The sequence below is a fragment of the Stenotrophomonas sp. 2694 genome (assembly GCF_040548715.1).
Taxonomy (GTDB): Bacteria; Pseudomonadota; Gammaproteobacteria; order Xanthomonadales; family Xanthomonadaceae; genus Stenotrophomonas; species Stenotrophomonas indicatrix.
Window position 1 is genome coordinate 71,483 of record NZ_JBEPSG010000002.1, and the last position, 23,580, is coordinate 95,062.

Here is a 23,580-nt window from a genome sequence, read left to right on the forward strand (position 1 = left end):
GCGTGGATCTACCAGGGGGGTGCCGAATGGATGCCCGGCACGCATTGATTGCGATGCGGCGGGGGAGAACCACGGCATGCGTGGATGGGTGATGGATGCGACGGTAGATCCACGCCATGCGTGGATGGGGCCGTACCGATCACGCTTCACTGGCCATCGCGTTGTGCGCACAAAGGAAAACCCGCTGCCTGCGCAGCGGGTTTCCGGTCCTGTTCGCTGTGTCCTGTCGCCGGGCATGGCCCGGCGCTACCGATGGGGGTGCCGGGCAGCGGCCGGCACTACCGAGTCCGGTCGCCGGGCATGGCCCGGCGCTACCTCAGAACTTGTAGTTCACGCCCAGCATGTAGGTGCGGCCCCACTCGATGTACTCCAGCGGACGATCCTTGGTGCCGGCGTAGGTGCGGTACGGCTCGTTGGTCAGGTTGCTTCCCTGCAGCAGCAGGGTCAGCCCACGCAGGCTGCTGCTGTCGCTGAAGGTGTAGCTTACCTGCGCATCGGTCACGTTCTCGCCCACGACATAGCGCAGGGTGCGGTTGCCGTTGAAGTTGCCGATCTCGCCGATGAAGTCCGAACGGCGGCGCTGGCTCACGCGTGCTTCAAAGCCACTACGCTCGTAGTAGGCAGTGAAGTTGTACACGCGCTTGGACAGGCCGGGCAGGCTGATCGGGTCGGTGCCCACGCTGGACGCGCTTTCCGGATCCAGGATCTGGATGTCGCTCTTGTTGAAGGTCGCGCTGGCCTGCACGCCGAAGCCACGCAGGCTGTCGGTCAGCATTTCCAGCGGGAACGACGCGGTCAGCTCCAGGCCCTTCAGGGTGCCGCCCTTGCCATTCACCGGAGTCGAGAACGTGCCGGTGGGCAGCACCGGCACCACCATGCCCGGCGGCGGCACATAGTCGCCCAGCAGGCCGGTGAAGTCGTAGTTGTCCACCGACTGGGTGTAGACGTAGCTCTTCAGGTCCTTGTAGAAGATCGCGGCGGCCACGTAGGCCTTCTCGCCGAAGTACTTCTCATAGGACAGGTCCAGTGCGGTGGCGCGCCACGGGTCCAGCAACGGGTTGCCGCCACTGCCGCCGGGGCGACCGGTACCGGTATCCACGCCGAACTCCAGGCCCGCGCGCATCTGGTCCACGCGCGGGCGCGCGACCTGCTTGGCTGCGGCAAAACGCAGGGTCTGCTCATGCGGGAACATGAAGGCCAGGTTCAAGCTGGGCAGCCAGTCGTTGTACTTGCGGCCGTCCGAGTAGGGCTGGATGTTGTTGCCAGCCGCCTGCGAGCTGTCCCAGTAGCGCGAGTCCGAGCTCTGGTCGGTGTGCTGCATCTGCACGCCGATATTGCCGCGTACGCCCACCACGCCGATGTCGGTGTTGATGTTCAGGCGCGCCCAGGCGGTGGTGATCTTTTCCTGCACCGTCCACGACTTGGGAATCAGGTAGTCCAGGTTGTCGACCGGATTGAAGGTCATGTAGCGACCGACCGCGCCAGGCACGTTCCAGGCCGGGATGGTGCCCAGGCCGGCGAAGCCGAGGTTGACCGGGCGGTACTGCAGATCCGATGCGATGTTGGCATCGCCCTGCGCGCCCAGCAGGATGTTGCCTTCGGACTGGGTCTTCACCTTGCGGCGGTCGGCATAGTTCACGCCGATATCCAGATCCGGTGCCCACGACGCCATTGCTTCGGGCAGGGCGATGGTCGCGGCCAGCTTGCCACCCTTCAGGCGGTCTTCCACCTTCGGCACCTTGCCGTAACCAGAACCGTAGATGGTGTTGGTCAGGAACAGCGCGTCCGGGTTGGAGTAGTTCAGGCCCGGGCTGATCTGCGAGAAGCCATCCTGGCGGAACTGCACACCGACCGTATCCAGTTGCGGCATCGGGGTCAGCTGCAGGTTGTTTTCCAGGTTCAGTTCGTCGCGGGTGGCCTTGGAATAGTTCAGGTCGGCAACCAGCTTGACGCTGCCGAAGGTGAACTCGTTGTTCCAGCCGAACGCATCGATCTTGTCCTTGCGCTTGTTGTACATGCCGCGCACCAGCGGGTACACGCCACTGGCGGTGCCACCGGTGAAGGTGCCATTGGCATTGACCTGCGGGTTGCTGACCAGCAGGCCCGGGGTGTAGTTGCCGTTGTAGTTGCTGAGGTTGAGCTCGAACTGGTTGGCGGTGTCGATCTGCTCTGCTTCGGTGTGGAACGCGTCGAAGGTGCTGGTCCAGCTGTTGTTCGGCCGGAACTGGATCGTGGCCATCACACCGTCGCGCTTGTTGTTGCCGGTGCGGCGCAGCGCCTTGATGCCGTCGGTGAAGTAGGTGCCAGCGGCAACACCGGGGCGGTTGCCGTTGGTGGTGTGCTCGGTGGTCCACGGCTCGTACAGGCCCACCTGGTTTTCCTGGATCGGCATGTCGCTGTGCGCGTAGCCGATGGCGATGCCGAGGGTCTTGTCCAGGAACTGGTCGATGTAGCTGGCGCTGAAGCGGTTGCCGTACGGGTCGGTGTCGGCGGCGCGGCCGAGCGAGCTCTTCTGGTAGCGGCCGCTGACGGCGATGACGCGGTCGGGGAAGCTGAGCGGACGTGCGGTCTGCATGTCGATGGTGCCCGACAGGCCTTGGCCGACCAGCGCTGCATCGGGGGTCTTGTACACGGTCACGCCGTTGACCAGCTCGGACGGATACTGGTCGAACTCGACGCCGCGGTTGTCGCCGGTGCTGACCACTTCACGCCCGTTGAGCAGGGTGGTGGCGAAATCCGGCGACAGGCCGCGCACGCTGATCACCTGCGCACGACCGGCCACACGCTGTGCGGCAAGGCCAGGCAGGCGCGAGATCGATTCGGCGATGCTGACGTCGGGCAGCTTGCCGATGTCCTCGGCGGAGATGGCTTCGACCACCGAGGTGGCGTCCTGCTTGGTGGCGATGGCGCTTTCGATGCCGCGACGGATGCCGGTGACCTGCACGGTGTCCAGGTTGGTGGCGGCGGTGCCGGTTGGCGGGGTTGCCGTGCTCTGCGTGGACTGCGCTGCTGCCAGCGATGGCGTCAGTACGACGGCCAACGCGATGCTCAGCGCACTGCGCTTGTGGTTCAACATTTTCCCCTCCCAGGCAATGTTGTAGTGCGATTCGTGGTCGTCCCGATGGTGTCGAGGACGTGCGACGCGGTGGCCGCTGTCGTCGCCGCTATGGTAGGCAGCGCGTTCTTCGTGGGAATCACCCTGCATACGTATTCAATGGCGTTTGCAGGGTTGTAATCGCTTCCAGATCATCATTCCGGTAGTGCCGGCCACTGGCCGGCAACCATCCACGTCGCAACGATGCCGGCCAGCGGCCGGCACTACCTGCGCATTCACAGCGGGGTGAAGCGGATGGCCTGTCCGCCGCCCGGCGCCAGCACCAGCGTGAGTGAATCGGTGCTGCTGACCTCGCGTGTTTCGCGCTTGAAGGCGAAGGGGTTGCTGCGGAAATCCGCGCCATCGCCATCGCGGTAGACCTCGGCGCGGTAGCGCACGCCCGGCTCCAGGAAACCCAGCGACACCGGCAGCACGCGGCCGTTCTCGTCGGTGATGCTGCCCAGGAACCAGTCGCGGCTGTTGCGGTCGCGGCGCACGATCGTCACGTAGTTGCCGACCTCGCCATCGAGCACGCGGCTCTGCTCCCAGTCCACCGCCACGTCCTCGATGAAGCGGAACGCTTCGCGGTGCTGCAGGTAGTGCTCGGGCAGGTCGGCAGCCATCTGGATCGGGCTGTACAGCACCACATACAGGGCCAGCTGGCGCGCCAGCGTGCTGGGAATGGCCTGGCCGTGGCGGCCCTTCAGGCTGAGGATGCCGGGGGTGTAATCCATCGGCCCGGCCAGCATGCGGGTGAACACCAGGTTGACCTCATGCTCGGGCGGGTTCGGTGGCTGGCCCCAGGCGTTGTATTCCATGCCACGTGCGCCCTCGCGGGAAATCCAGTTCGGGTAGGTGCGGCGCAGGCCGGTGTCCTTGATCGGCTCGTGCGGGTTCACCGACAGGTGCCGGCGGGCGGCTTCCTGCACCACCTTCAGGTGATGGCGGGCCATGAACTGCCCGTCGTGCCACTCGCGCCACAGCGGGCCGCCGGCCGGATTGTGGCGATCAACCTGGCCGTCGTCGCAGACGTAGCCGGTCTTGAACTGGTCCACGCCCAGCCGCGCATACAGATCCAGCGCAGCACCCAACTGGTCTTCGTAGTGTTCGATCGCGCAGCCGGTTTCATGATGGCCGATCAGGTGCACGCCCTTCTTCAGCCCGTACGCCGACAATGATTCGATGTCGAAATCCGGCGTGGCGCGGGTGAAGTCGAAGTCGTAGCCGTTGCCGACCCAGTTGCCGTCCCAGCCAGGATTCCAGCCTTCCACCAGCACACCACGGAAACCGTGCGCGGCGGCGAAATCGATCACCTTCCGCGTCTTTGCGGTGGTGGCCGCATGCTTCGGTCCGGTGGCCCAGCTCTCTTCATCCAGGTGCATCGACCACCACACGCCCAGATACTTGGCCGGTTTCACCCAGCTCACATCGCCCAGCGCATTGGGCTCGTTGAGGTTGAGGATCAGGTCGGACTCGACCAGGCCGCCGGCACGGTCGGCGATCTGCAGGGTGCGCCATGGCGTGGCGAAGGGCAGGGCGCGGCGCACCTTCCAGCCTTCGGCCGAAGGCGAAAGCTGGGCGCGCAGGCGCTGGCCCTCGGTGCGGCGCAGCCACATGCCCGCGTAGTCGACCAGTGCCGCCTCATGGATGGCCACGTGCAGGCCGTCGTGGCTGCGCAGGGTCATCGGCGTGTGCACCAGCGGCACTTCGCGCAGCGGGGTGCGCTGGTACAGGTATTCGTAATGGATCGGCTCGCCCGCGGGTATCCACCATGCGGTGGACTCCGGCGCGATGGCGAACTCGGTCAGCTCGTCATCGATGATCGCTTCGCGCAGGTTCGGTTGCTCGGGGAACACGTAGCGGAAGCCCAGGCCGTCGTCGTAGACGCGGAACACCAGGTCCAGCCGGCGCTTGCTGCCGGTGCTTTCGGCCAGGTGCACGGTCAGTTCGTTGAAGCGGTTGCGGGTGAGCCGGCGCTCGCCCCAGGGCTGTTCCCAGCTGTCATCGACACTGCGCCGTTCCTGCGCCAGCAGGCTGAAGTCGCGGTCGAGGCGACCATCGCGCAGTTCAAAACCCAGCTTCGAATCGGCCACCACGGTCTGGCCGAGGCGCTCGACGCGGTAGCGCGCGGTACCGCCGTCCAGCACCAGGCTGACCTTCAGCACCTTGTCCGGTGATTCGACGCTGGCGATCTGCGGTGCCGCCGCCTGTGCCAGCGTGGCCCATCCCAGCAGGGCCAGGCCGAAAGCGTGCGCGAACACTGCGCGTACCGTTGTGGGTGACGTCGGCATTTCCCCTCCCAAGGCGCCGTTGACAGACCCGGACCATAAGCCAGCCCGGCAGGCCTGCCGGTACTGCACGCCATGAATACGTATGCAGCTGGACGCAGTCGACAGCCCCGCGTCTACCATGGGGCCAAGGCACCTTGAGGGAGGTGCCGCGCCCGCACGCCGGCAACGGCAGTGCGGACCCACAACGGTGCAGAGAGGGAGGGAGGTCGACGGGCGCAAGCCGGTCTGCCGCTTCGATGCTGAAGATCATTTGCCTGACCGCTGCCCTGGGGGCAGCGCTGGGGACGACCGCGCACGCGGCCGACCTGACATTCGACGGCCGCCAGGCGCGCGCCGAATCCGCTGCCAAGGGCAGCTTCGTGCTGCATGCGCCGAAGGGTGAGGTGCGCATCGCCGCCGCGCCCATGCGCAGCCAGACCGGCAGCGTGATGTTCGACGCGCTGTTCGCGCTGGCCCAGCAGGAAATGGACCAGGACCGGGTGGATGCCATCCGCGATCCGGCCTTCGACGAAGGCCGTCCGGTACCGTGCGAGTGCTTCCAGACCGGCGCGCGCTGGCCGTATGTGTGGACGCGTGACGTCAGCTTTGCAGCCGATCTGGCGCTGGCGAAGCTGGACCCGAAGCGCACCCGTCAGTCGCTGCAGTTCAAGTTGTCGGCTGCGCGCGACGGGCATACGCCCGGCCTGTTCGTGGCCCAGGACACCGGCTCCGGTGGCAGCTGGCCGATCAGCAGCGACCGCGTGGTGTGGTTCCTCGCTGCCCGACACCTGCTGGATGATCCTGCGTTTGCCGAGCAGGTCTGGCAGGCCCTGCAGGGCACATTGGCGCAGGACCGGGCGATGGTGTTCGACGCGCAGATGGGCCTGTATCGCGGCGAGACCTCGTTCCTTGACTGGCGCGAGCAGACCTATCCGGACTGGACGCGCGAGGACGTGCGCTTCATCGGTGATTCCTACGCGCTGTCCACCAACGTGCTGCACTACCAGGCGCTGCGCCTGGCGCAGCAGATGGCCGCGCAGCTGGGTGACGAGCGCAGCGAGCAGTACAGGGCCTGGGCCGATGCACTGGCGGTGCAGATCGACGCGCGCTTCTGGCGCGAAGACATGGGCCAGTACATGAGCTACACCGGCGAGGCGGCGCACCCGGTGCCGTACGCCAAGATCGATCTGCTCGGCCTGTCGCTGGGCATCCTCGCTGATGTGCTGCCCACTGAACGTGCGCGTCATGCGCTGGCGGGCTATCCGATGGGCGCTGCCGGCAGCCCGGTGGTGTGGCCGCAGGAAGCGCAGCAGCCGATCTACCACAACCGTGCGATCTGGCCGTTCGTCAGCGCGTACTCGCTGCGCGCGGCGCGCAAGGTGGACGATGCGCCACGCATTGCTGCCGAGATCCGCTCGCTGATGCAAGGGGCGGCGCTGGCAGGTTCCAACATGGAGAACTACGAGCTGGTCAGCCAGGCCGTGCACGTGGACGAAGGCGCGTTGAGCGGGCCGGTGGTCAACTCCGAGCGCCAGCTGTGGTCGGTGGCCGGCTATCTGTCGATGGTCACCGAAGGCGTGTTCGGCGTGCAGGACGACGGTCGCGTGCAGCCCAAGCTGCCGGCCGAGCTGGTGCCGGAGCTGTTCGGAAAGCAGAAGCGGATCAGTCTGGAGGCGGGCGGCAAGCGCTATGTGCTGGAGCGCCCGAAGCAGGTGGGCGCTGGCTTGTTGATCGCGGGAAAAACGCGTACGCGCGGCACCACGACCACCGTGCAGCTGGTCGCTGCGCCGGCAGCCGTGAGCCGTGATGTGCCGCGTGCCGATGCCAATGCACGAGCACCGGCCACGCCGCTGGCACCGCAGGCAAAGCGCAGTGGCAAGGGCTGGTCGGTCGCGGTGGCTGCCGGCCAGGTCCTCTGGCAGGACGGTGTCGCGGCCACGGCCAGCAAGGGCCAGGTGCGCGTCGGCGATGATGGCCTGCAGCACTGCCTGAGCCTGACCCGGCGCGAAGGTGCGCTGGAATCCCTGCACAGCCCGATGGTCTGCGTCGGCCCGCAGCAGGTGCTGCGGGGCAGCCGGCAATGGCAGTTCAATGCAGCCAGGGCGGGCCACGTGCGCCTGCGCCTGCAGTACAGCAACCCGAACGGCCCGATCAACACCGGTGTGACCGCGGCGGTGAAGCAGCTGGCCGTGCAGTGCAAGGGCCAGCCTCCGCAGCGGCACACGGTAACGCTGCCGCACAGCGTGGCGGCGCAGGACTCGACCGCGGCAACCTTCGCGGTACCCAAAGGCCGCTGCACGGTGACGCTGGAAGAGGGCTTCAACATGAGCGCGCTGCAGCACTTCGCGCACTACACCGGCGGCAAGGGCGGGCGTGATGGCGTGCTGAACCAGGCCCAGGTGCAGGCGCTGAAGATTGCGCCGGTGGCGGCAGCAGAGGGCGCACGATGAGCCGTCCTGCAAAGCCGCAGTTGTCGTTCTGGCAGATCTGGAACATGTGCTTTGGCTTCCTTGGCATCCAGTTCGGCTTTGCCCTGCAGAACGCCAACGCCAGCCGCATCTTCGAAACACTGGGTGCGGACATGGACGCGGTGCCCGGACTGTGGATCGCCGCACCGCTGACCGGCCTGCTGGTGCAGCCGGTGATCGGCTACCTGTCCGACCGCACGTGGACACGCTGGGGACGGCGCCGCCCGTTCTTCATGATCGGCGCGGTGCTGACCACGCTGGCCCTGCTGGTGATGCCGAACTCGCCGACGCTGTGGATCGCGGCCGGCACGCTGTGGGTGCTGGACGCCTCGATCAATGTGTCGATGGAGCCGTTCCGGGCCTTTGTTGGCGACCAGCTGGCACCACGGCAGCGCCCGGCGGGGTATGCGATGCAGAGCTTCTTCATCGGCGTCGGCGCGATCGTTGCCAGCTTCCTGCCCTTCATCCTGGCCCACTTCGGCGTTGCCAACACGGCAGCGGCGGGGGAGGTGCCCGATACCGTGCGCTATGCGTTCTACTTCGGCGCGGTGGTGCTGCTGGCGGCGATCACCTGGACGGTGGTCAGCACCCGTGAGTATTCGCCCGACGAGCTGGCCAGCTTCGATGATGCCGAACCACCGGCGCATCACGCCGGGACCGCGGTCACCGGGCCCGCACCGTGGACGCAGGTTGCGCTGTGGCTCGGTCTCGGCGTGCTGCTGGCGGCACTGATCGCGTGGCGCCACGGCGACAAGATGCTGTACGTGCTGGCCGGCCTGTGCGTGGGCTACGGCGCACTGCTGGCGGCGGCGCGGGTACTACCGGGCACGCACATGCTGGCCGCCATCGTCGGCGACCTGCGCGCGATGCCGATCACCATGCGCCGGCTGGCCTGGGTGCAGTTCTTTTCCTGGTTCGCCCTGTTCGCGATGTGGATCTTCACCACGCGCGCAGTAGCCGGCATGCATTTCGGCTCCACCGATGTCGAATCGGCGGCCTACAACGAAGGTGCCAACTGGGTGGGCGTGCTGTTCGGTGCCTACAACGGCTTCGCCGCACTGGCCGCGCTGCTGATCCCGCCGATGGTGCGGGCGATCGGCCTGCGCTGGAGCCACCTGGTCAACCTGTGGCTGGGTGGGGCAGGGTTGATCTCGATGATGTTCATCGACGATCCGCAGTGGCTGCTGCTGTCGATGGTCGGCGTCGGCTTTGCCTGGGCCTCGATCCTGTCGCTGCCCTATGCGCTGCTGTCGGACAGCGTCCCGGCAGCGAAGATGGGCGTGTACATGGGCATCTTCAATTTCTTCATCGTGATCCCGCAGCTGGTCGCGGCCAGCGCGCTCGGTTTCGCCCTGCGCGCATGGCTGGGGGGCCAGCCGATGCATGTCCTGGTGCTGGGTGGCTGCAGTCTGTTGATTGCCGGTCTGTGCGTGTTGCGGGTTCCGTCCCGTCCGGAGGTGGTGTGATGCGTGGTGCCCTGTCTGCTGCTGTATCCCTTGTGCTGTTCGCTGGCCATGCTTCGGCTGCGCCACGCCCGGCCTATGTTGGTACCACCGAGCCGTTCGCCAGTGACGCGGTGTACTTCGTGGTCACCGACCGCTTCGTCAACGGCGATCCGTCCAACGACCATCGCGACCAGGGCGGCAAGCACCGTACCTTCGATATTCCGGTGCCATGCCCGGACAAGGTGGACGGCAACATCGGCTATCTCGGTGGCGATTTTCGTGGCGTGCTCGACAATGCCGACTACATCCGCAACCTCGGTTTCGGCGCGGTGTGGATCACGCCCATCGTCGACAACCCGGACGAAGCCTTCACCGGCAGCAAGCCGATCAGCTGTACCAGCACCCTGACCGACCGTGGCAAGACCGGCTACCACGGCTACTGGGGCATCAACTTCTACACGCTTGACGAGCACCTGCCGAGCAGGGACCTGGATTTTGCCGGGTTGACCAAGGGCCTGCACGGCGCCGGCCTGAAGGTGGTGCTGGACATCGTCGGCAACCATGGTTCGCCGGCCTGGACCATGCCCACGCGGCAGCCGCAGTTCGGCCAGATCTTCGACAAGGGCGGCAGGTTGATCGCCGACCACCAGAACCTGCCGCCACAGAAGCTGGACCCGAAGCACAATCCGCTGCACGCGTTCTACAACAACATCGGCCCGGTCGACAGCAAGGACGGCTCGATCTTCGATGGCAACCTGGCCGAGCTGGGCGACTTCAACCAAGACAACCCGGCAGTGATGGACTACCTGGTGGGGGCGTACCTGCAGTGGACCGCGCAGGGTGTGGATGCGCTGCGCATCGACACCATCGGCTGGCTGCCGCATCCGTGGTGGCACGAGTTCGTCAACCGTATCCGCGCGCAGCACCCGGGCATGTTCATGTTCGGCGAAGCGTTCGACTACAACGCCGCCAGCATCGCCGAACACACCTGGCCGGCCAACGCCAATGTCAGCGTGCTCGACTTCCCGCTGCGCGGCGCGCTGGAGCAGGCCTTTGGCAGCGCCGGCAAGGGCTTTGAAACGCTGGCTGAGCCGCTGCACCTGACCGGTGGCCCGTACGCCAACCCGTACGAGCTGATGAGTTTCTACGACAACCACGACATGCCGCGCCTGCAGGCCAGCGACAGCGGCTTCATCGACGCGCACAACTGGTTGTTCACCGCGCGCGGCATTCCGGTGGTCTATTACGGATCGGAAACCGGCTTCATGCGCGGCCGTGCGGAGCACGCCGGCAACCGTGCCTACTTCGGCCAGCCGCGGGTGGATGCAGCCCCGCAGAGCCCGATCTTCGCCCCGCTGCAGCGCATCGCCAAGCTGCGCGAGAGTACGCCGGCGTTGCAGCGCGGCCTGCAGGTGAACGAACGTCTGCAGGGCGATGAAGCGGTGTTCTTCCGTGTGCTGCAGCATGGCGACGTGGCGCAGACCGCGCTGGTGCTGCTGAACAAGGGCGATGCCACGAAGACCTTCAGCGTGGACCGCTACCTGCAGCCCGGCCTCTGGCGCGACGCGCTGGACGGTGGTCAGGTGACGGTGAAGGGCAGCCTGAAGGCGGAGGTGCCGGCGCACGGGGTGAAGGTGTTTGTGCTGGATGCGGACGTGCAGCAGCCGGCCCTGCAGGCCGAACTGGACAAGGCCATGGCAGACCAGCTGGCGCGCGACCAGCGACTGAAGCGCTGACCGCGCAGTGACCAGCGGAAACGGTAGTGCCGGCCGCTGGCCGGCAGCCTCTTCGTCGTTGGACCCAGTGCAGTTGCCGGCCAGCGGCCGGCACTACCTGGTGTGGCGGCATCCGGCACAATAGGCACCCCCTGATGCCGCGCTCGTACTGCCATGACCGACCTTGCCCCGCAGACTCCCATCGAAACCCTGCTCAAGGCCGCGATGGACGGAACAGTGCCGATCCGGGCATTCATGGAGGCCTTCGTTGCTTCCCAGGTGGTGCTGCTGACGGGCAGCCTGGTCACGCCCGATGGGAGTGGCTTCGATCCGCTGCTGTTCGACAAGCAGGGCACCCTGCACGTGGCCGTGTTCACCGATCCGGCGCGGGTGGGCATCTACAGCCAGCAGGCCGAGCATCAGGTCCGCTGGCTGATGCTGGACGTGCTGCGCCGCGTGCCGGGCGGCTACGGCGTGGTGATCAACCCGGGCACTACGCTGGGCTTCGAGATCTCGCCCAGCGGCGTCGGTGAGATCCTGAAGGACTTCTCGCAGGGCTGAGGTGCATATCGCCGGGGAGCCGATCCCATGCACGGTTGGATTGATTGCAACGATTTGCAGTGACTGCAGGGGTGAAGCATGCTTTCCTGAAGGACGATCAGGACAGCGAGGTTACCCATGGAGTTCAGGATGCTGGCGCCGGCAGCGCCGGAGTGCGAGCAGCTGGCGCAGTGGTATCACGCGCAGTGGGGAAAGGATGCAGGCTTCACTCTGGAAGATGAGCGTCTGCGGCTGCGCAAGCCCAAGGACGCGCAGGGATTCCCGCATCTGCTGGCGGCAATCGACGATGGGCAGGTGGTCGGTGCCGTGCAGCTCAAGCGCGGTGAGATGCCCGGTTTTCCCGAGTATGAGCACTGGCTGGGAAGCGTGTATGTGGCCGACAGCCAACGCGGGCGAGGGTTGGCCAGCACGCTTGTCGAACACGCAGTGAAGCAGGCCCGGTCGATGGGCATATCGCAGCTCTACCTGCAGACCGAGTCGCTGGACGGTGGTCTGTATGCGCGATTGGGGTGGAAGCCCGTTGTCGAGTCCGACACGCGTGGCTTCCCGGTGCTGGTGATGGTCCGCGGGTTGAGCGCATGAGCACCGCCTCGGCCCGCCATTCCCGTCTTGCCCTGGTCTTCCTGATCGGCGCCATCGTCGCAGCCCTCATCGCCGCGCCATTGCTGAGCGCGGTCGGCATCGTGCAGTGGCCGGTGTTCGTCATCGCCTGGCTGATCAATCTTGGCGCTGCCTGGCATCTGGGCGTTTGGGCAGGGCTGCAGGGCCGTTCGGAGTTTGCCTTCATGTTGCTGGCTGCACTCGGCACCGTGGCGTCGATCGTGATCTACGTGCTGCTGGCGGTGCTGGGGCCGAAGGCCGGTTCGCAGGGCCCCGCAGCGTAGCCCAGGGCGTCAACCGGGCATTACGGCATCCACGCCGCGCATGGATGCATTCCAGTAGATCCACGCCCTGCGTGGATGCATCCCCGTAGATCCACGCCCTGCGTGGATGCCGTAGAAGGTCGGTGCCGGCCCGAAGGCCGGCACCGCCACTCACATCACATCGTCACCTTGCGCCGGTTGTCTTCGCTCACCCGGTCGATCAGCTTGTTGTACGGATCGAAACCGGCCTCGTCCGGCTTGGCATCCACCGTCACCGTGATCGTCGGCGCTGCCGTGGTGATGTGATGGCGCTGCAGGTACAGCACCTTCTGGTCGCGTTCCTTGCCCGAGGGACCATTGGCGAACACACCGATCTCGACCCAGTCGTCCAGCGTGGCCGGCGTTTCCTTGCCCTGGCCATCGGCATGGACCTTGGCGGCGTGCAGCTTCAGGGTGACGTCGTAGCGGCCATCGGCACGCTTGCGCGCGCTGGCGGTCTCCAGCCGGTTGTCGTACAGCGTGATCTTCTCGAACAGATCGGTCAGCAGCTGCTGGCGGTCGGCCGGGGTCTCCGCACGCAGGTAGTCCAGCAGCTCCCGCGAGGTGGTGTACGGCGGCTGCTGGTAGCCCTTGTCCTGCAGGAAGCGCTGCAGGGCGCGGTTCAGCGCCTGTTCGCCGATTTCCTCACGCAGGCGGTAGAACACCAGCGAACCCTTGCGATAGTGGATGTACTGCTGGTTCTCCACCCGTTCCAGCGGCAGTTCCTCGATGCGCTCGCCGCCACGGCCGGCCAGATAGCGGTCCAGTTCGGTCTTCAGGAACTGGCGCATGTGCGCGCGGCCGTACTCCTTTTCCATCACCATCAGCGCCGAGTACTGCGACAGCGATTCGGACAGTACCGTGGCGCCCTGCACGTTGGCACCGATCACCTGGTGCGCCCACCACTGGTGTGCGATCTCATGCGCGGTGACGTAGAACACGTAGTCCACCTTGTCCGGGTCACGCAGGTCGGCGATGAAGCCGATCGACTCGGAGTAGGGGATGGTGTTGGCGAAGGACTGGGCAAAGCTCTGGTAGCCCGGGAACTCGATGATGCGCACCTGGCGGTGCTGGTAGGGCGTGAAGTTCGCCTCGTAGTAGGCCAGCGACTTCTGCACCGCCTCGATCATGCGGTCCACGTTGTAGGCATGGGCCGGGTCGAAGTACACCTCGATCGGAATGTCCTTGTACATGCCCTTCTTCACCTGCCAGCGCGCCGACAGATAGGCGTAGAAGTTGAGCATGGGCCGGTCCATCGCATAGCTGAAGCAGCGGCGGCCGTTCACGGTGGTCTCGTGCTGCAGGTAGCCCGGGGCCAGCGCGACCTGGTCCGGTGCGGTGCAGATGGTGGTACGGAAGTCCAGCCAGTCGGCGTCGTCGGAGATGTAGGTGTTGGCACGTGCTGCTTCATCCTCCAGCTTCGGCATGCGGGTCGGCTCACCCAGCCCGCGCTTGCGCCGTTCGTTGCGGTCCTCCAGCTCGCCGCGCGGGTCGTAGCCGAATGACGGCAGCAGGGTGCTGTTGAAGAACGTGCCGTTGTCCACGATGTTGCTGGGTGCCTGGCCGGCGGTGATGCCCTTGGGGCGTTGTTCGACGCGGAAATGCACCTGCCGCTGCTCGCCGGGTTGCAATGGCGTGGCCAGGCGGTAGATGCGGTAACCCAGGTCGACATCATGGAAGGCCAGGGTCTGCCCGCCTAGGTCGACCTTGACCAGATTGCGGTCATCGCCCATCGCGATGTGGATGTCACTGATCGGGGCAGCGTGGGTGTTGCGCACCGTCCAGTCGGCATCGATGACCATCGACTGGGTTTCCGGATGCAGGTCCACGCGGTTGTCGACGGCGATGATGCGCGGTTGCGGCAGGTTCCTGTACTTGGACAGCTCGCGCTCGTAGCGCACCTGCAGGTCGCGCTGCTGGTCGGGAGACAGGAATTCATTGCGGATGTTGGTGCTCCAGTACAACCATCCGCCGAGCGCGACAAAGCCGAGCAGGGATACGGCAAAGCCAGCGCCGGTAGGACCGCGCAGGCGGCGTGCCGCCAGCTTCAACCGGTCACGCGCACTGGCGCCGACGCCGCGCACCCAGAACGCGGAGGCAAGGAACAGCAGCGCGGCCAGCAGCAGGCCCCAATAGGCCTGGAAGACCAGCTGCCCAGGCAGGAAGTGGCCGTAGCCGTTCATGTCCGAGTACGGGGCGTTGGGCCAGTTGCCGAAGTTGTACAGGTTCTGGGTGTAGTCCAGCAGGCCCAGCGCGACCTGCGCGATCATCACCACGATCAACAGCGCGTAGCCGAAGAACTTGTTGTTGGTCAGGACCTGCAGCACCAGCGCCATGCCGCCCATCAGCACATAGAACACCGAACCGAGGGCCAGCACCTTCAGGTACAGCAGCGGCTCCAGGTGGGTGTAGCCCTGCACCAGCTGCATGGCCATCGACACCACCGCACCGATGGCCTGGAAGCAGGCGACGATCACCACCAGGGTGGTCAGCCGGGCCAGCAGCGGTACCCAGTTGGGTACGGGCATGGCGTCGTTGACTTCGTTCAAGCGGACCGCGCGCTCCTTCCAGACCAGTTCGCCGGAATAGAACAGCACGATGATCACCAGCAGCCAGCTGTAGGCGCCCTGCAGGGCCGACAGCATTTCGGTGGTGACCGGCCAGATCGGCGTGCCATAGACCGCGCTCTGGTGCAGGGCGGCGGGGATGAAGTTGGCCAGGCCCAGCACCAGCAGCACGATGAACGGCACCCCGCGCAGGACGCCGAGGGTGTCAAAGCGCACCTGGCGCACGAACTGGTGCCAGCCGGTTGCCGCGCTGAAGCGGGGGCGCATGCGCGGCGCGGTGATCGCCGCCGGTCGCGGCGCATCGGCGCTGGCCACGGCCTGGCGACGGCCCCAACGCCTGCGCCCACTGCCGGTACGCTCGGTGCGGAACAGAGCGAAGGTGGCGGCGAACAAGACGGCGGCCACCCCCAGCCACAGGGCACGGTTGGCCAGCAGGTAGCCCGCCACCTCGGGCAGGCGGGTGTTGCTCTGCTCGGCGGCCCAGTAGCGGACCGTGCGGCCGAGCGCGCGCATGCCCAGTGGCTCGGTCAGCGTGGCGACCCAGACGTTGTCGATATCGCTCAGCAGCGAGGCACTCACGCCATACAGCACGAAGTAGCCGACCAGGCCGATGTAGACCCACAGGATCGAGCGCGTCAGCGCCGCCAGCAGCGACAGCAGGGCGGTGGTGAACAACACGTTGGGCAGCACGATCCAGGAGAAGGTCCAGGCATAGCTGGCCAGCGAAACCGGGCCGACGCGGGCCTTGTCCACCCAGGGCATGAACGGCCCCAGGAAGATGCCCAGCGCGATGATCAGGTAGACCACCAGGCTGGCGCAGATGGCTGCCAGGATGCGTCCGGCCAGGTAGTCGCGGCGCTTGATCGGGCTTGCGAAGATCAGCTCCGAGGTGCCCAGCTCGAAGTCGCGCAGCAACGCATTGCTGACGAACAGGGTGGACACCAGCATGCCCATCATGGTGAAGATGCCCATGAAGCGCGCGATGACGATCGGCGCATTGCTGTGCACGTTGTTGACGCCGCCGCCGATCTGTACGGCTTCGGAGGAGGCGGCGGCGAAGGCCAGCGCGGCGAACAGGAACGCCAGCAGCCACAGCAGCGGCGAACGCAGCTGCTCGCGCAGCTCGAAGCGGAAGAAGGTGAGGATCATGGTGTGCTCCGCTCAGGCTGCACGGGCACGCGCCTGCAGGCGCAGGCGCTGGAAGTACACATCCTCGAGATCGGGGGCCACTGCAGTGAAGCCATCACCGGGGTCGCTGGCGCTGTGCACGTGGATCACCGGGCGGCCGCCGACCAGGCGCGAGGACAGCACCGTGTAGCGCGCCTCGTGGTCGGCCAGTTCGGAAGGCTCCACCTGCTTGCGCCAGACCTGCTGCTGCAACGCCTCGATCGCATCGGTGGGGCGACCGGTCAGCAGCACCTGGCCCTTGTTCATGATCGCCATGGTGGGGCACAGGTCGGTCACGTCCTCGACGATGTGGGTGGACAGGATCACCGCCACGTTCTCGCCGATGGCCGCCAGCAGGTTGAGGAAGCGGTTGCGCTCTTCCGGATCAAGGCCGGCGGTGGGCTCGTCGACGATCACCAGGCGCGGGTCGCCCAACAGCGCCTGGGCGATGCCGAAGCGCTGGCGCATGCCGCCGGAGTAGGTGCCCAGCTTGCGCTTGCGTGCATCCCACAGGTTCACCTGCTGCAGCAGGCCATCGACCACCTCGCGGCGCTGACCGCGCTGGGTCAAGCCCTTCAGTACGGCAAAGTGCTCCAGCAGGTCCAGCGCGCTGACCTTCGGGTACACGCCGAAATCCTGCGGCAGGTAGCCCAGCCGGCGGCGCACGGCATCCTTGTCGCGCAGCACGTCGATCGGCGACTCACCCGGAATGCTCAGGGTGGCACTGCCGCTGTCGGCTTCCTGCAGGGTGGCCAGCGTGCGCATCAGCGAGGATTTCCCCGCGCCGTTGGGCCCGAGCAGGCCAAACATGCCGCGGGGAATATCCAGTGTGATTCCGTTCAACGCGTGTACGCCATTGGCGTACGTCTTGGACAGCGAATCGATCTTCAGCATGCGACGTACACCTTTCCGTGTGTTGATCTGCTGTTTATCGCGCTGAACGGGGGCGGCGTCATGCCCCTTTGGTCATGGTGCCCCAGACGATGGCCGTCCCAACGGGTGGGCTGGATATACTCGTTCGCGCCCCGACGCGGAAAAGGACATCCGGTGCGCATCGCATTCTGGTCAAGCTGGTTGCTGTTGATCTCCCTCAGTATCGGGCTGGCGCTGGCGCTGGCCGATTTCCGTACTGCCACGCATTACGCATCCGCACCGCTGCTGCTGGAACCGGGCACGCAGCTGACGCTGGAAACGGAGCGGCTGTTGCCGGGGCGGCCGCAGCTGTCGTTGACGTTCCAGCGTCCCCCGCCGGACTACGACCAGCCGGACCCCGTGCTTGGCAACTGGCAGAACAGTCAGCACGCCGGTTTCCTGCGCTTCCGCACGCCCGGCGAGCCGATCAGGCTGAAAGTCGAGCATGACGGTCGGCACGCGATCTATCGGGCCATGCCGGTCAGTTCGCATGGCTCGGGTGAGGTGACGCGCGAATTTACGCCGGACGAACCCAGCGCATCGCCCACCGATTTCCAGTGGCCGCCACTGGCCTCGCCGCTTACGCTGGGTGCTGGCAACCTGCACCTGAAGATCACCGTTGTGGAGGTCGGGCCTGGCCTGCGCGGAGAAACCGCGACACTGGGCCTGGAACCGGGCCTTCAGATGAAAGTGACTGACGCGGACTACGGTTGGTTGTGGCTGCTGTTTATCGTCAAACCAGCGCTGCAACTGCTGCTGGCACTCTATGCGGTGGTGATGCTGGCGTGGAGCTGGCGCAGGGGGCGCACTTGGTGGCGGGGCAGAGCTGGCGCCGTGAAAGCTTCCTGAATGTGTTAACAGCGGTGCGCTGGATCACACAATGCGTCGACAGGGGCGCCGATAGGCTTTCCCCCTCAAACGTCGACGTCGATGCAGGCACGCATGCGGATCACAACCGGAATTGAAGGACTGGACAGCATCATTGGCGGCGGGTTGCCGCAGGCGCGGCTGTACCTGCTTGAGGGGCCGCCGGGCTCCGGCAAAACCACGCTGTCCCTGCAGTTCCTGCTGGAAGGCCTGCGGCGCGGCGAGCGCTGCCTCTACATCACCCTGTCCGAGACGGCCGAGGAGCTGCGCGAAGTCGCGTTGGCGCACGGCTGGTCGCTGGACGGTCTGCACCTGTTCGAGCTGGGTTCGGCCGAAGGGGCGATGGGCAATGGCCGCCTGCAGTCGGTGCTGCATTCGTGGGAAATGGAGCTGGACGAGACGGTCAACCTGATCATGTCCAAGGTGGACAGCATCGGGCCGACCCGGGTGGTGTTCGATTCGTTGTCGGAACTGCGCCTGCTGGCGCAGGATTCGCTGCGCTATCGTCGGCAGATCCTCGCACTCAAGCAGTTCTTCGCGCCCAAGAGTGCGACGGTTTTCCTGGTAGATGACCTGACGTCCACCGGCGATGAGCGCGACGGCCAGCTGCACAGCCTGTGCCACGGCGTGGTCTCGCTGGAACGCCTGACCCTGGACTTCGGCCCTGCCCGGCGCCGCATGCAGGTGCAGAAGCTGCGGGGCGTCGATTTCGTTGCCGGCTACCACGACATGGTGATCCGTCGCGGTGGCGTGCAGATCTTCCCCCGCCTGATCGCCTCGGAACATCACGGACGGTTCGTCGGAACGCCCATCAGCAGCGGCGTGGCCGAGATCGACCGGCTGCTGGGCGGCGGTCCGCTGCGCGGTACCTCCACCCTGTTGACCGGCCCGGCCGGCAGCGGCAAGACCAACGTGGCGCTGCAGTATGTGTGGGCCGCCTGCGAGCGCGGCGAGCGCAGCTGCATCTTCGAGTTCGACGAGCGCGTGGGCACGCTGCTGGCACGCGCTTCGGCGCTGGATATCGATCTGGACAAGCATCTGCGCTCCGGCATGCTGGAGATCCTGCAGATCGACCCGGCCGAAGTGTCGCCCGGGGAGTTCTCCTGGAACCTGCGCAAGTCCGTGGAGGAGCGCAACTGCCGTGTGCTGGTGATCGACAGCCTCAACGGCTACGTGACCGCCATGCCGCAGGAAAAACAGCTGATGCTGCAGCTGCACGAGATGCTGTCCTACCTCAACCAGAAGGGTGTGGCGACCTTCATGATCAACCCGCAGCATGGGCTGGTCGGCACCATGTCCACCGGCAGCCTCAATGTGTCCTACATCGCTGATGCGGTGGTGCTGTTCAGATTCTTCGAAGCGAAGGGACGCATCCGCAAGGCGATCTCGGTGATCAAGAACCGCGGCGGTGCGCATGAAGACACCATCCGCGAACTGAAGATCGACGGGCGCGGCATCACGGTCAGTGCCGCATTGGCCGATTTCCAGGGCATCCTCACCGGCACGCCGGAGTTCGTCGGCGACAGCGCAGCGCTGCTGGGCCAGTCCGATGTCCGATAGCGATGAGGGCGGCACCGTTGTCCGTATCGTCGCTCCCTTCGGCCGTGATGCCGACAGCATCGCGGCGGTGCTGGCCGGCGCAGGGTTGAGGACAGGCATCGCGCCAAGCCTGGAAGTGCTGGCTGAGCAACTCGATGACTGCACCGGGCTGGTGGTGGTGACCCAGGAAGCGGTGGCACGCGGTAGCGAGGTACTGCTGCAGGCGCTGCAGCAGCAGCCGGCCTGGTCGGACATTCCGTTCATCCTGCTGCGCTCGGCGCGTTCCTACCGGCGTTCCACCCGTGAACCGTTGTTGCCCGGCTCGATCAACGTAGTGGAGATGGACCGGCCATTGGGCAGCATGTCGTTGCTCAGCGCTGTGCAGGGCGCGCTGCGCGCGCGTGGCAAGCAGTTCGTGGTGCGCGACCAGGTCGCCGCCTTGGCCGATGGCCGTGCGGCGCTGGCGCGCAGCGAGTCCGAGCTGCGCTTGATCGCCGATGCAATGCCGGTGCTGATCGCATTCGTGGACCGCTCGCTGTGCTTCCGCTTCGCCAACAAGGCCTATGAAAACTGGTTCGAACTGGCTACCGGCGAAGTGATCGGCACGCATGTGCGCGAGGTCATCGGCGAGACCGTATGGCAGCAGCGTCGCCCGGCGATGGAAGCCGCGTTGGCCGGTCGCGAGGCCATGTTCGAGATCGTCTGGCCACATCGCGTGTATGGGCGCCGGGACTGCGAAGTGCGTTACTCGCCGCGCCGCAATGGCGAGGGACGCATCGACGGCTTCCACGTGTTCGTCACCGATATCACCGCGGCCAAGCTGGCCCTTGCCAGCAGCCAACAGCACGCGCACGCGCTGGAGGCGATGGTGGCCGAGCGCACCCGTGAACTGGAAGCGCAGATGGCGGCGCGCGAGGCCAGCGACGCTGCATTGCGGCAGTCACAGAAGATGGAGGCGATCGGCCAGTTGACCGGCGGCATCGCCCACGATTTCAACAACATGCTGACCGGCATCCTGTCCGCGTTGGACATCGTCCGGCTGCGCCTGGACATGGGCCGTGTCGACGACCTCGAGCGTTTCCTGGACACCGCTACCGCCTCGGCCCAGCGTGCCGCGGCACTGACCCAGCGCCTGCTGGCGTTCTCCCGGCGGCAGTCGCTGGATGCGCGTCCGGTGGAGCTCAACACGCTGCTGGTTTCGGTGCAGCACCTGCTGCACAGCACCCTGGGCGAGGCGGTGCGCATCCACGCCGAACCCTCGCCGCTGCCCTTGCACGCCACGCTGGATGCCAACCAGTTCGAGAGCGCGCTGCTGAACCTGGCCATCAACGCGCGTGATGCGATGCCGGACGGCGGCGATCTGACTCTGCGTGCCTCGTCGGTAAGCGTAAGGGAAGGCCAGTACACGGCCGTGCCTGCCGGTGACTACGCACTGGTGGAGGTGGCCGACACCGGTGCCGGCATGGCGCCGGAAGTGGTCGAGCGCGCCTTCGAGCCCTTCTTCACCACCAAGCCCATCGGCAAGGGAACGGGGCTGGGCATGTCGATGGTGTACGGCTTCATGCAGCAGTCCGGTGGCCACATCGCCATCCAGTCCAATGTCGGCGAGGGGACGACGGTGCTGCTGTTCATTCCGTTGTCGGAGGCCGTTGTGGAAGACGCGCCTGCACCTTCGCAGCCGATCCGGCGCGGCGCCGGCCAGTCCATCCTGGTGGTGGAGGATGACGAGCAGGTACGGATGCTGGTGACGGTGGTGCTGGAAGACCTGGGCTACCACGCGCAGGTGGTGGGTGATGCCGATGCGGCGATCCCCATCCTCACTTCGGCGCAGAGCATCGATCTGCTGGTCACCGATGTCGGGCTGCCGGGGCTCAACGGGCGCCAGCTGGCGGAGATCGCGCGGCAAACGCGGCCGGCGCTGCCGATCCTGTTCATGACCGGCTATGCGGAAAAGGCACAGGAGCGCGCGGCCTTCCTCGATGAAGGCATGGCGATGATCGCCAAGCCCTTCCTGCTGGATGAGTTCAGCATGGCGGTACGCACGGCCATGCCGGGCGGCGCGTAGCGATGCAGGTCCTGTAGAGCCGGGCCATGCCCGGCTGTCGTCGGCCTTGCGTCCCACGCATGCATGCCGAGCATGGCTTGGCGCCACCGAAGGGCTACGCGCGCAGCGAGGACTCGCGCACCACCAGCTTCACCGGAATGCTCTGGCCTTCCACCGGCTGCCGGCCGATCAGCGCCAGCAGCTTCTCCACCAGCAACTGGCCGGCCTGCTTGGTGTCCTGCTGTACGGTGGTCAGCGGTGGCGACACCGAGGCTGCCAGCGGGATGTCATCGAAGCCGGTCACCGCCACGTCCTGCGGCACCCGCAGGCCCTGCTCGCGCAGCGCGCGCACCGCACCGATGGCGATCAGGTCGCTGGCCGCGCAGACCGCATCGATGGAACGGTCCTGGGCCAGCAGTGACAGGCACGCCTCATGCCCGGACGCCTCGGTGGTGATCGCATCGTGCTGCAGCGCCGGGTCGGCGGTCAGGCCATGCGCACGCAGCGCCTCGACGTGGCCGCGATAGCGCTCCTGGAATTCCGGGTAATGGCTGGAGGCATGGCCGAGGAAGGCGATGCGGCGGCAGCCCTGTTCCAGCAGGTGGGCGGTGATGTCATGCCCGCCCTGGAAGTTGTCGCTGCCGATCGACACCCCCGGCTGGCCGGGCAGGGCCGCGCCCCAGCGCACGAAGTGGGTGCCTTGTTCCACCAGCCGCTGCAGGCGGTCGCGCGACTGGTGGTAGTCGCCATAGCCCAGCAGGATGATGCCATCGGCCTTGTTGCTGTCTTCGTAATCGGCCTGCCAGTCGGTGGACAGCTGCTGGAAGGACACCAGCAGGTCCTGCCCATGCAGCGCGCAGGCGCGGGTGATCGACCCCAGCATCGAGTGGAAGAACGGGTTGATCAGCGAGTCGTCGTTGGTCGGGTCCTCGAAGAACAGCAGGGCCAGCGTGCCGGCATTGCGCAGGCGCAGGCTGGAGGCGTTCTTGTCGACCTTGTAGTTCAGCTCGCGGGCGATGCGCAGGATGCGCTCGCGGGTTTCGGCGTTGACCATCGGGCTGCCGCGCAGGGCCCGCGACACCGTGGGCTGGGAGACCCCGGCCAGGTGGGCGATGTCCAGGGAGGTGGCTTTGCCTTTGATGGTCATGGGGGCCGGCAGGGAAATGATCGGGGAATGATGCCATGGGGCGCCGATGGGCTGGCGCCGCGCGCCGGGGCAGGGCGCGCGCAGTGCCCTGCCCAGGGGGCTGCAGGCCGGATTCCGGCCATGGCCGGGGGCTTTCCCGACCCAGGTGTCGGCCGAGGGGATGGTAAGATGACCCGTTCTCGTATTCCCCCAAATTTCCCGGGGGCGACCCAGCGCTCTGCACCCCCGCCCGGGGACGTGCTATCACTGGCGGCCTGCCCCTGGACAACGGACGAAGGTACCTATGGCGCGCGGCATCAACAAAGTCATCCTGGTCGGCAACCTCGGCAACGACCCGGACGTGAAGTACACCCAGAGCGGCATGGCGATCACCCGCATCAGCCTGGCTACCACCAGCGTCCGCAAGGACAAGGATGGCAACCAGCAGGAACGTACCGAATGGCACCGCGTGGTGTTCTTCGGCAAGCTCGGCGAGATCGCCGGCGAGTACCTGCGCAAGGGCAGCTCGGTGTACGTCGAAGGCAGCCTGCGTTACGACAAGTACACCGGCCAGGACGGCGTGGAGAAGTACTCCACCGACATCGTCGCCGATGAAATGCAGATGCTGGGCGGCCGCGGTGAAGGCGGCGGCGGTGGCGGCGGCAACTTCGCTGGCGGCGAGCGCCCGCAGCGCCAGCAGGCCCCGCGCCAGGAATACGGCGGCGGTGGTGGTGGCAACCAGCGTGGCGGCCAGGGCGGTGGTTACAACCAGGGCGGCAACCAGGGCGGCGGCTACGGCCAGCAGCGTCCGCAGCAGCAGCCGCAGCAGTCGGCGCCGCCGATGGATGACTTCGCTGACGACGATATTCCGTTCTAGTTCCTACTTAATGGTTTTAGTGTTGA

Annotated in this window: 15 protein-coding genes; 10 read left to right on the forward strand and 5 right to left on the reverse strand. The window is 66.3% G+C overall.

Annotated features, from left to right (window positions below; translation table 11 throughout):
• Positions 1 to 316: 316 nt before the first annotated feature.
• On the reverse strand, positions 317 to 3,076 hold the full coding sequence (locus ABIA73_RS03125; RefSeq protein WP_218788860.1) for a TonB-dependent receptor: 2,760 nt from the start codon (positions 3,074 to 3,076) through the stop codon (positions 317 to 319).
• A 254-nt stretch (positions 3,077 to 3,330) separates the two neighbouring features.
• Entirely contained in the window at positions 3,331 to 5,385 is a 2,055-nt protein-coding gene (locus tag ABIA73_RS03130) for a glycoside hydrolase family 97 protein (RefSeq protein WP_354275418.1), read from the reverse strand.
• A 236-nt stretch (positions 5,386 to 5,621) separates the two neighbouring features.
• On the opposite strand from ABIA73_RS03130, the gene ABIA73_RS03135 reads away from it, so the two are divergent.
• From ABIA73_RS03135 to ABIA73_RS03160, 6 genes are all read left to right on the forward strand, one after another.
• Positions 5,622 to 7,814: an alpha-L-rhamnosidase-related protein gene (locus tag ABIA73_RS03135; RefSeq protein WP_354275419.1), complete on the forward strand. Its 2,193-nt coding sequence runs from the start codon at positions 5,622 to 5,624 to the stop codon at positions 7,812 to 7,814.
• Positions 7,811 to 9,298 carry an MFS transporter gene (locus ABIA73_RS03140; RefSeq protein ID WP_354275420.1) on the forward strand — a complete coding sequence of 496 codons (1,488 nt, stop codon included), beginning with the start codon at positions 7,811 to 7,813 and terminating at the stop codon, positions 9,296 to 9,298. The genes ABIA73_RS03135 and ABIA73_RS03140 overlap by 4 nt, the downstream gene beginning before the upstream one ends.
• Positions 9,298 to 11,013: an alpha-amylase family glycosyl hydrolase gene (locus ABIA73_RS03145; RefSeq protein ID WP_354275421.1), complete on the forward strand. Its 1,716-nt coding sequence runs from the start codon at positions 9,298 to 9,300 to the stop codon at positions 11,011 to 11,013. The genes ABIA73_RS03140 and ABIA73_RS03145 overlap by 1 nt, the downstream gene beginning before the upstream one ends.
• A gap of 153 nt (positions 11,014 to 11,166) precedes the next feature.
• Positions 11,167 to 11,553: an SseB family protein gene (locus tag ABIA73_RS03150; RefSeq protein WP_025873957.1), complete on the forward strand. Its 387-nt coding sequence runs from the start codon at positions 11,167 to 11,169 to the stop codon at positions 11,551 to 11,553.
• Positions 11,554 to 11,670: 117 nt separating this feature from the next.
• Positions 11,671 to 12,135 carry a GNAT family N-acetyltransferase gene (locus tag ABIA73_RS03155; protein ID WP_032975876.1) on the forward strand — a complete coding sequence of 155 codons (465 nt, stop codon included), beginning with the start codon at positions 11,671 to 11,673 and terminating at the stop codon, positions 12,133 to 12,135.
• On the forward strand, positions 12,132 to 12,437 hold the full coding sequence (locus ABIA73_RS03160) for a hypothetical protein (RefSeq protein ID WP_033830565.1): 306 nt from the start codon (positions 12,132 to 12,134) through the stop codon (positions 12,435 to 12,437). The genes ABIA73_RS03155 and ABIA73_RS03160 overlap by 4 nt, the downstream gene beginning before the upstream one ends.
• 155 nt (positions 12,438 to 12,592) lie before the next feature.
• Here the strand turns inward: ABIA73_RS03160 and ABIA73_RS03165 are convergent, their stop codons facing one another.
• Both ABIA73_RS03165 and ABIA73_RS03170 read right to left on the reverse strand, forming a co-directional pair.
• A complete protein-coding gene (locus tag ABIA73_RS03165) occupies positions 12,593 to 16,171 on the reverse strand; it encodes a M1 family aminopeptidase (RefSeq protein ID WP_354275422.1) in 3,579 nt (1,192 codons plus the stop codon).
• A 12-nt stretch (positions 16,172 to 16,183) separates the two neighbouring features.
• Positions 16,184 to 17,083, reverse strand: a complete 900-nt coding sequence (locus ABIA73_RS03170) for an ABC transporter ATP-binding protein (RefSeq protein ID WP_218788871.1) — start codon at positions 17,081 to 17,083, stop codon at positions 16,184 to 16,186.
• A gap of 153 nt (positions 17,084 to 17,236) precedes the next feature.
• On the opposite strand from ABIA73_RS03170, the gene ABIA73_RS03175 reads away from it, so the two are divergent.
• The 3 genes from ABIA73_RS03175 (at position 17,237) to ABIA73_RS03185 (ending at position 21,572) form a co-directional block, all read left to right on the forward strand.
• Positions 17,237 to 17,950 (forward strand): hypothetical protein, encoded by a 714-nt coding sequence (locus ABIA73_RS03175; protein WP_279208312.1) that lies wholly within the window; start codon positions 17,237 to 17,239, stop codon positions 17,948 to 17,950.
• A gap of 81 nt (positions 17,951 to 18,031) precedes the next feature.
• On the forward strand, positions 18,032 to 19,528 hold the full coding sequence (locus ABIA73_RS03180; protein WP_033830567.1) for an ATPase domain-containing protein: 1,497 nt from the start codon (positions 18,032 to 18,034) through the stop codon (positions 19,526 to 19,528).
• Positions 19,518 to 21,572 (forward strand): PAS domain-containing hybrid sensor histidine kinase/response regulator family protein, encoded by a 2,055-nt coding sequence (locus ABIA73_RS03185; protein ID WP_105163599.1) that lies wholly within the window; start codon positions 19,518 to 19,520, stop codon positions 21,570 to 21,572. Before ABIA73_RS03180 ends, ABIA73_RS03185 begins: the two co-directional genes overlap by 11 nt.
• 94 nt (positions 21,573 to 21,666) lie before the next feature.
• On the opposite strand, the gene ABIA73_RS03190 is transcribed toward ABIA73_RS03185, so the two are convergent.
• The gene (locus tag ABIA73_RS03190; RefSeq protein ID WP_032975883.1) at positions 21,667 to 22,698 is read right to left on the reverse strand and encodes a LacI family DNA-binding transcriptional regulator; all 1,032 of its coding nucleotides are present in this window, start codon (positions 22,696 to 22,698) and stop codon (positions 21,667 to 21,669) included.
• Between the two features lie 283 nt (positions 22,699 to 22,981).
• On the opposite strand from ABIA73_RS03190, the gene ABIA73_RS03195 reads away from it, so the two are divergent.
• Positions 22,982 to 23,554 (forward strand): single-stranded DNA-binding protein, encoded by a 573-nt coding sequence (locus ABIA73_RS03195; protein ID WP_033830569.1) that lies wholly within the window; start codon positions 22,982 to 22,984, stop codon positions 23,552 to 23,554.
• Positions 23,555 to 23,580 lie beyond the last annotated feature (26 nt).

Excerpts from the sequence above, each read along its gene's own strand:
- ABIA73_RS03125 (WP_218788860.1), bottom strand. The coding sequence starts at position 3,076 with ATGTTGAACCACAAGCGCAGTGCGCTGAGCATCGCGTTGGCCGTCGTA.
- ABIA73_RS03130 (WP_354275418.1), bottom strand. The coding sequence starts at position 5,385 with ATGCCGACGTCACCCACAACGGTACGCGCAGTGTTCGCGCACGCTTTC.
- ABIA73_RS03135 (WP_354275419.1), top strand. The coding sequence starts at position 5,622 with ATGCTGAAGATCATTTGCCTGACCGCTGCCCTGGGGGCAGCGCTGGGG.
- ABIA73_RS03140 (WP_354275420.1), top strand. The coding sequence starts at position 7,811 with ATGAGCCGTCCTGCAAAGCCGCAGTTGTCGTTCTGGCAGATCTGGAAC.
- ABIA73_RS03145 (WP_354275421.1), top strand. The coding sequence starts at position 9,298 with ATGCGTGGTGCCCTGTCTGCTGCTGTATCCCTTGTGCTGTTCGCTGGC.
- ABIA73_RS03150 (WP_025873957.1), top strand. The coding sequence starts at position 11,167 with ATGACCGACCTTGCCCCGCAGACTCCCATCGAAACCCTGCTCAAGGCC.
- ABIA73_RS03155 (WP_032975876.1), top strand. The coding sequence starts at position 11,671 with ATGGAGTTCAGGATGCTGGCGCCGGCAGCGCCGGAGTGCGAGCAGCTG.
- ABIA73_RS03160 (WP_033830565.1), top strand. The coding sequence starts at position 12,132 with ATGAGCACCGCCTCGGCCCGCCATTCCCGTCTTGCCCTGGTCTTCCTG.
- ABIA73_RS03165 (WP_354275422.1), bottom strand. The coding sequence starts at position 16,171 with ATGATCCTCACCTTCTTCCGCTTCGAGCTGCGCGAGCAGCTGCGTTCG.
- ABIA73_RS03170 (WP_218788871.1), bottom strand. The coding sequence starts at position 17,083 with ATGCTGAAGATCGATTCGCTGTCCAAGACGTACGCCAATGGCGTACAC.
- ABIA73_RS03180 (WP_033830567.1), top strand. The coding sequence starts at position 18,032 with ATGCAGGCACGCATGCGGATCACAACCGGAATTGAAGGACTGGACAGC.
- ABIA73_RS03185 (WP_105163599.1), top strand. The coding sequence starts at position 19,518 with ATGTCCGATAGCGATGAGGGCGGCACCGTTGTCCGTATCGTCGCTCCC.
- ABIA73_RS03190 (WP_032975883.1), bottom strand. The coding sequence starts at position 22,698 with ATGACCATCAAAGGCAAAGCCACCTCCCTGGACATCGCCCACCTGGCC.
- ABIA73_RS03195 (WP_033830569.1), top strand. The coding sequence starts at position 22,982 with ATGGCGCGCGGCATCAACAAAGTCATCCTGGTCGGCAACCTCGGCAAC.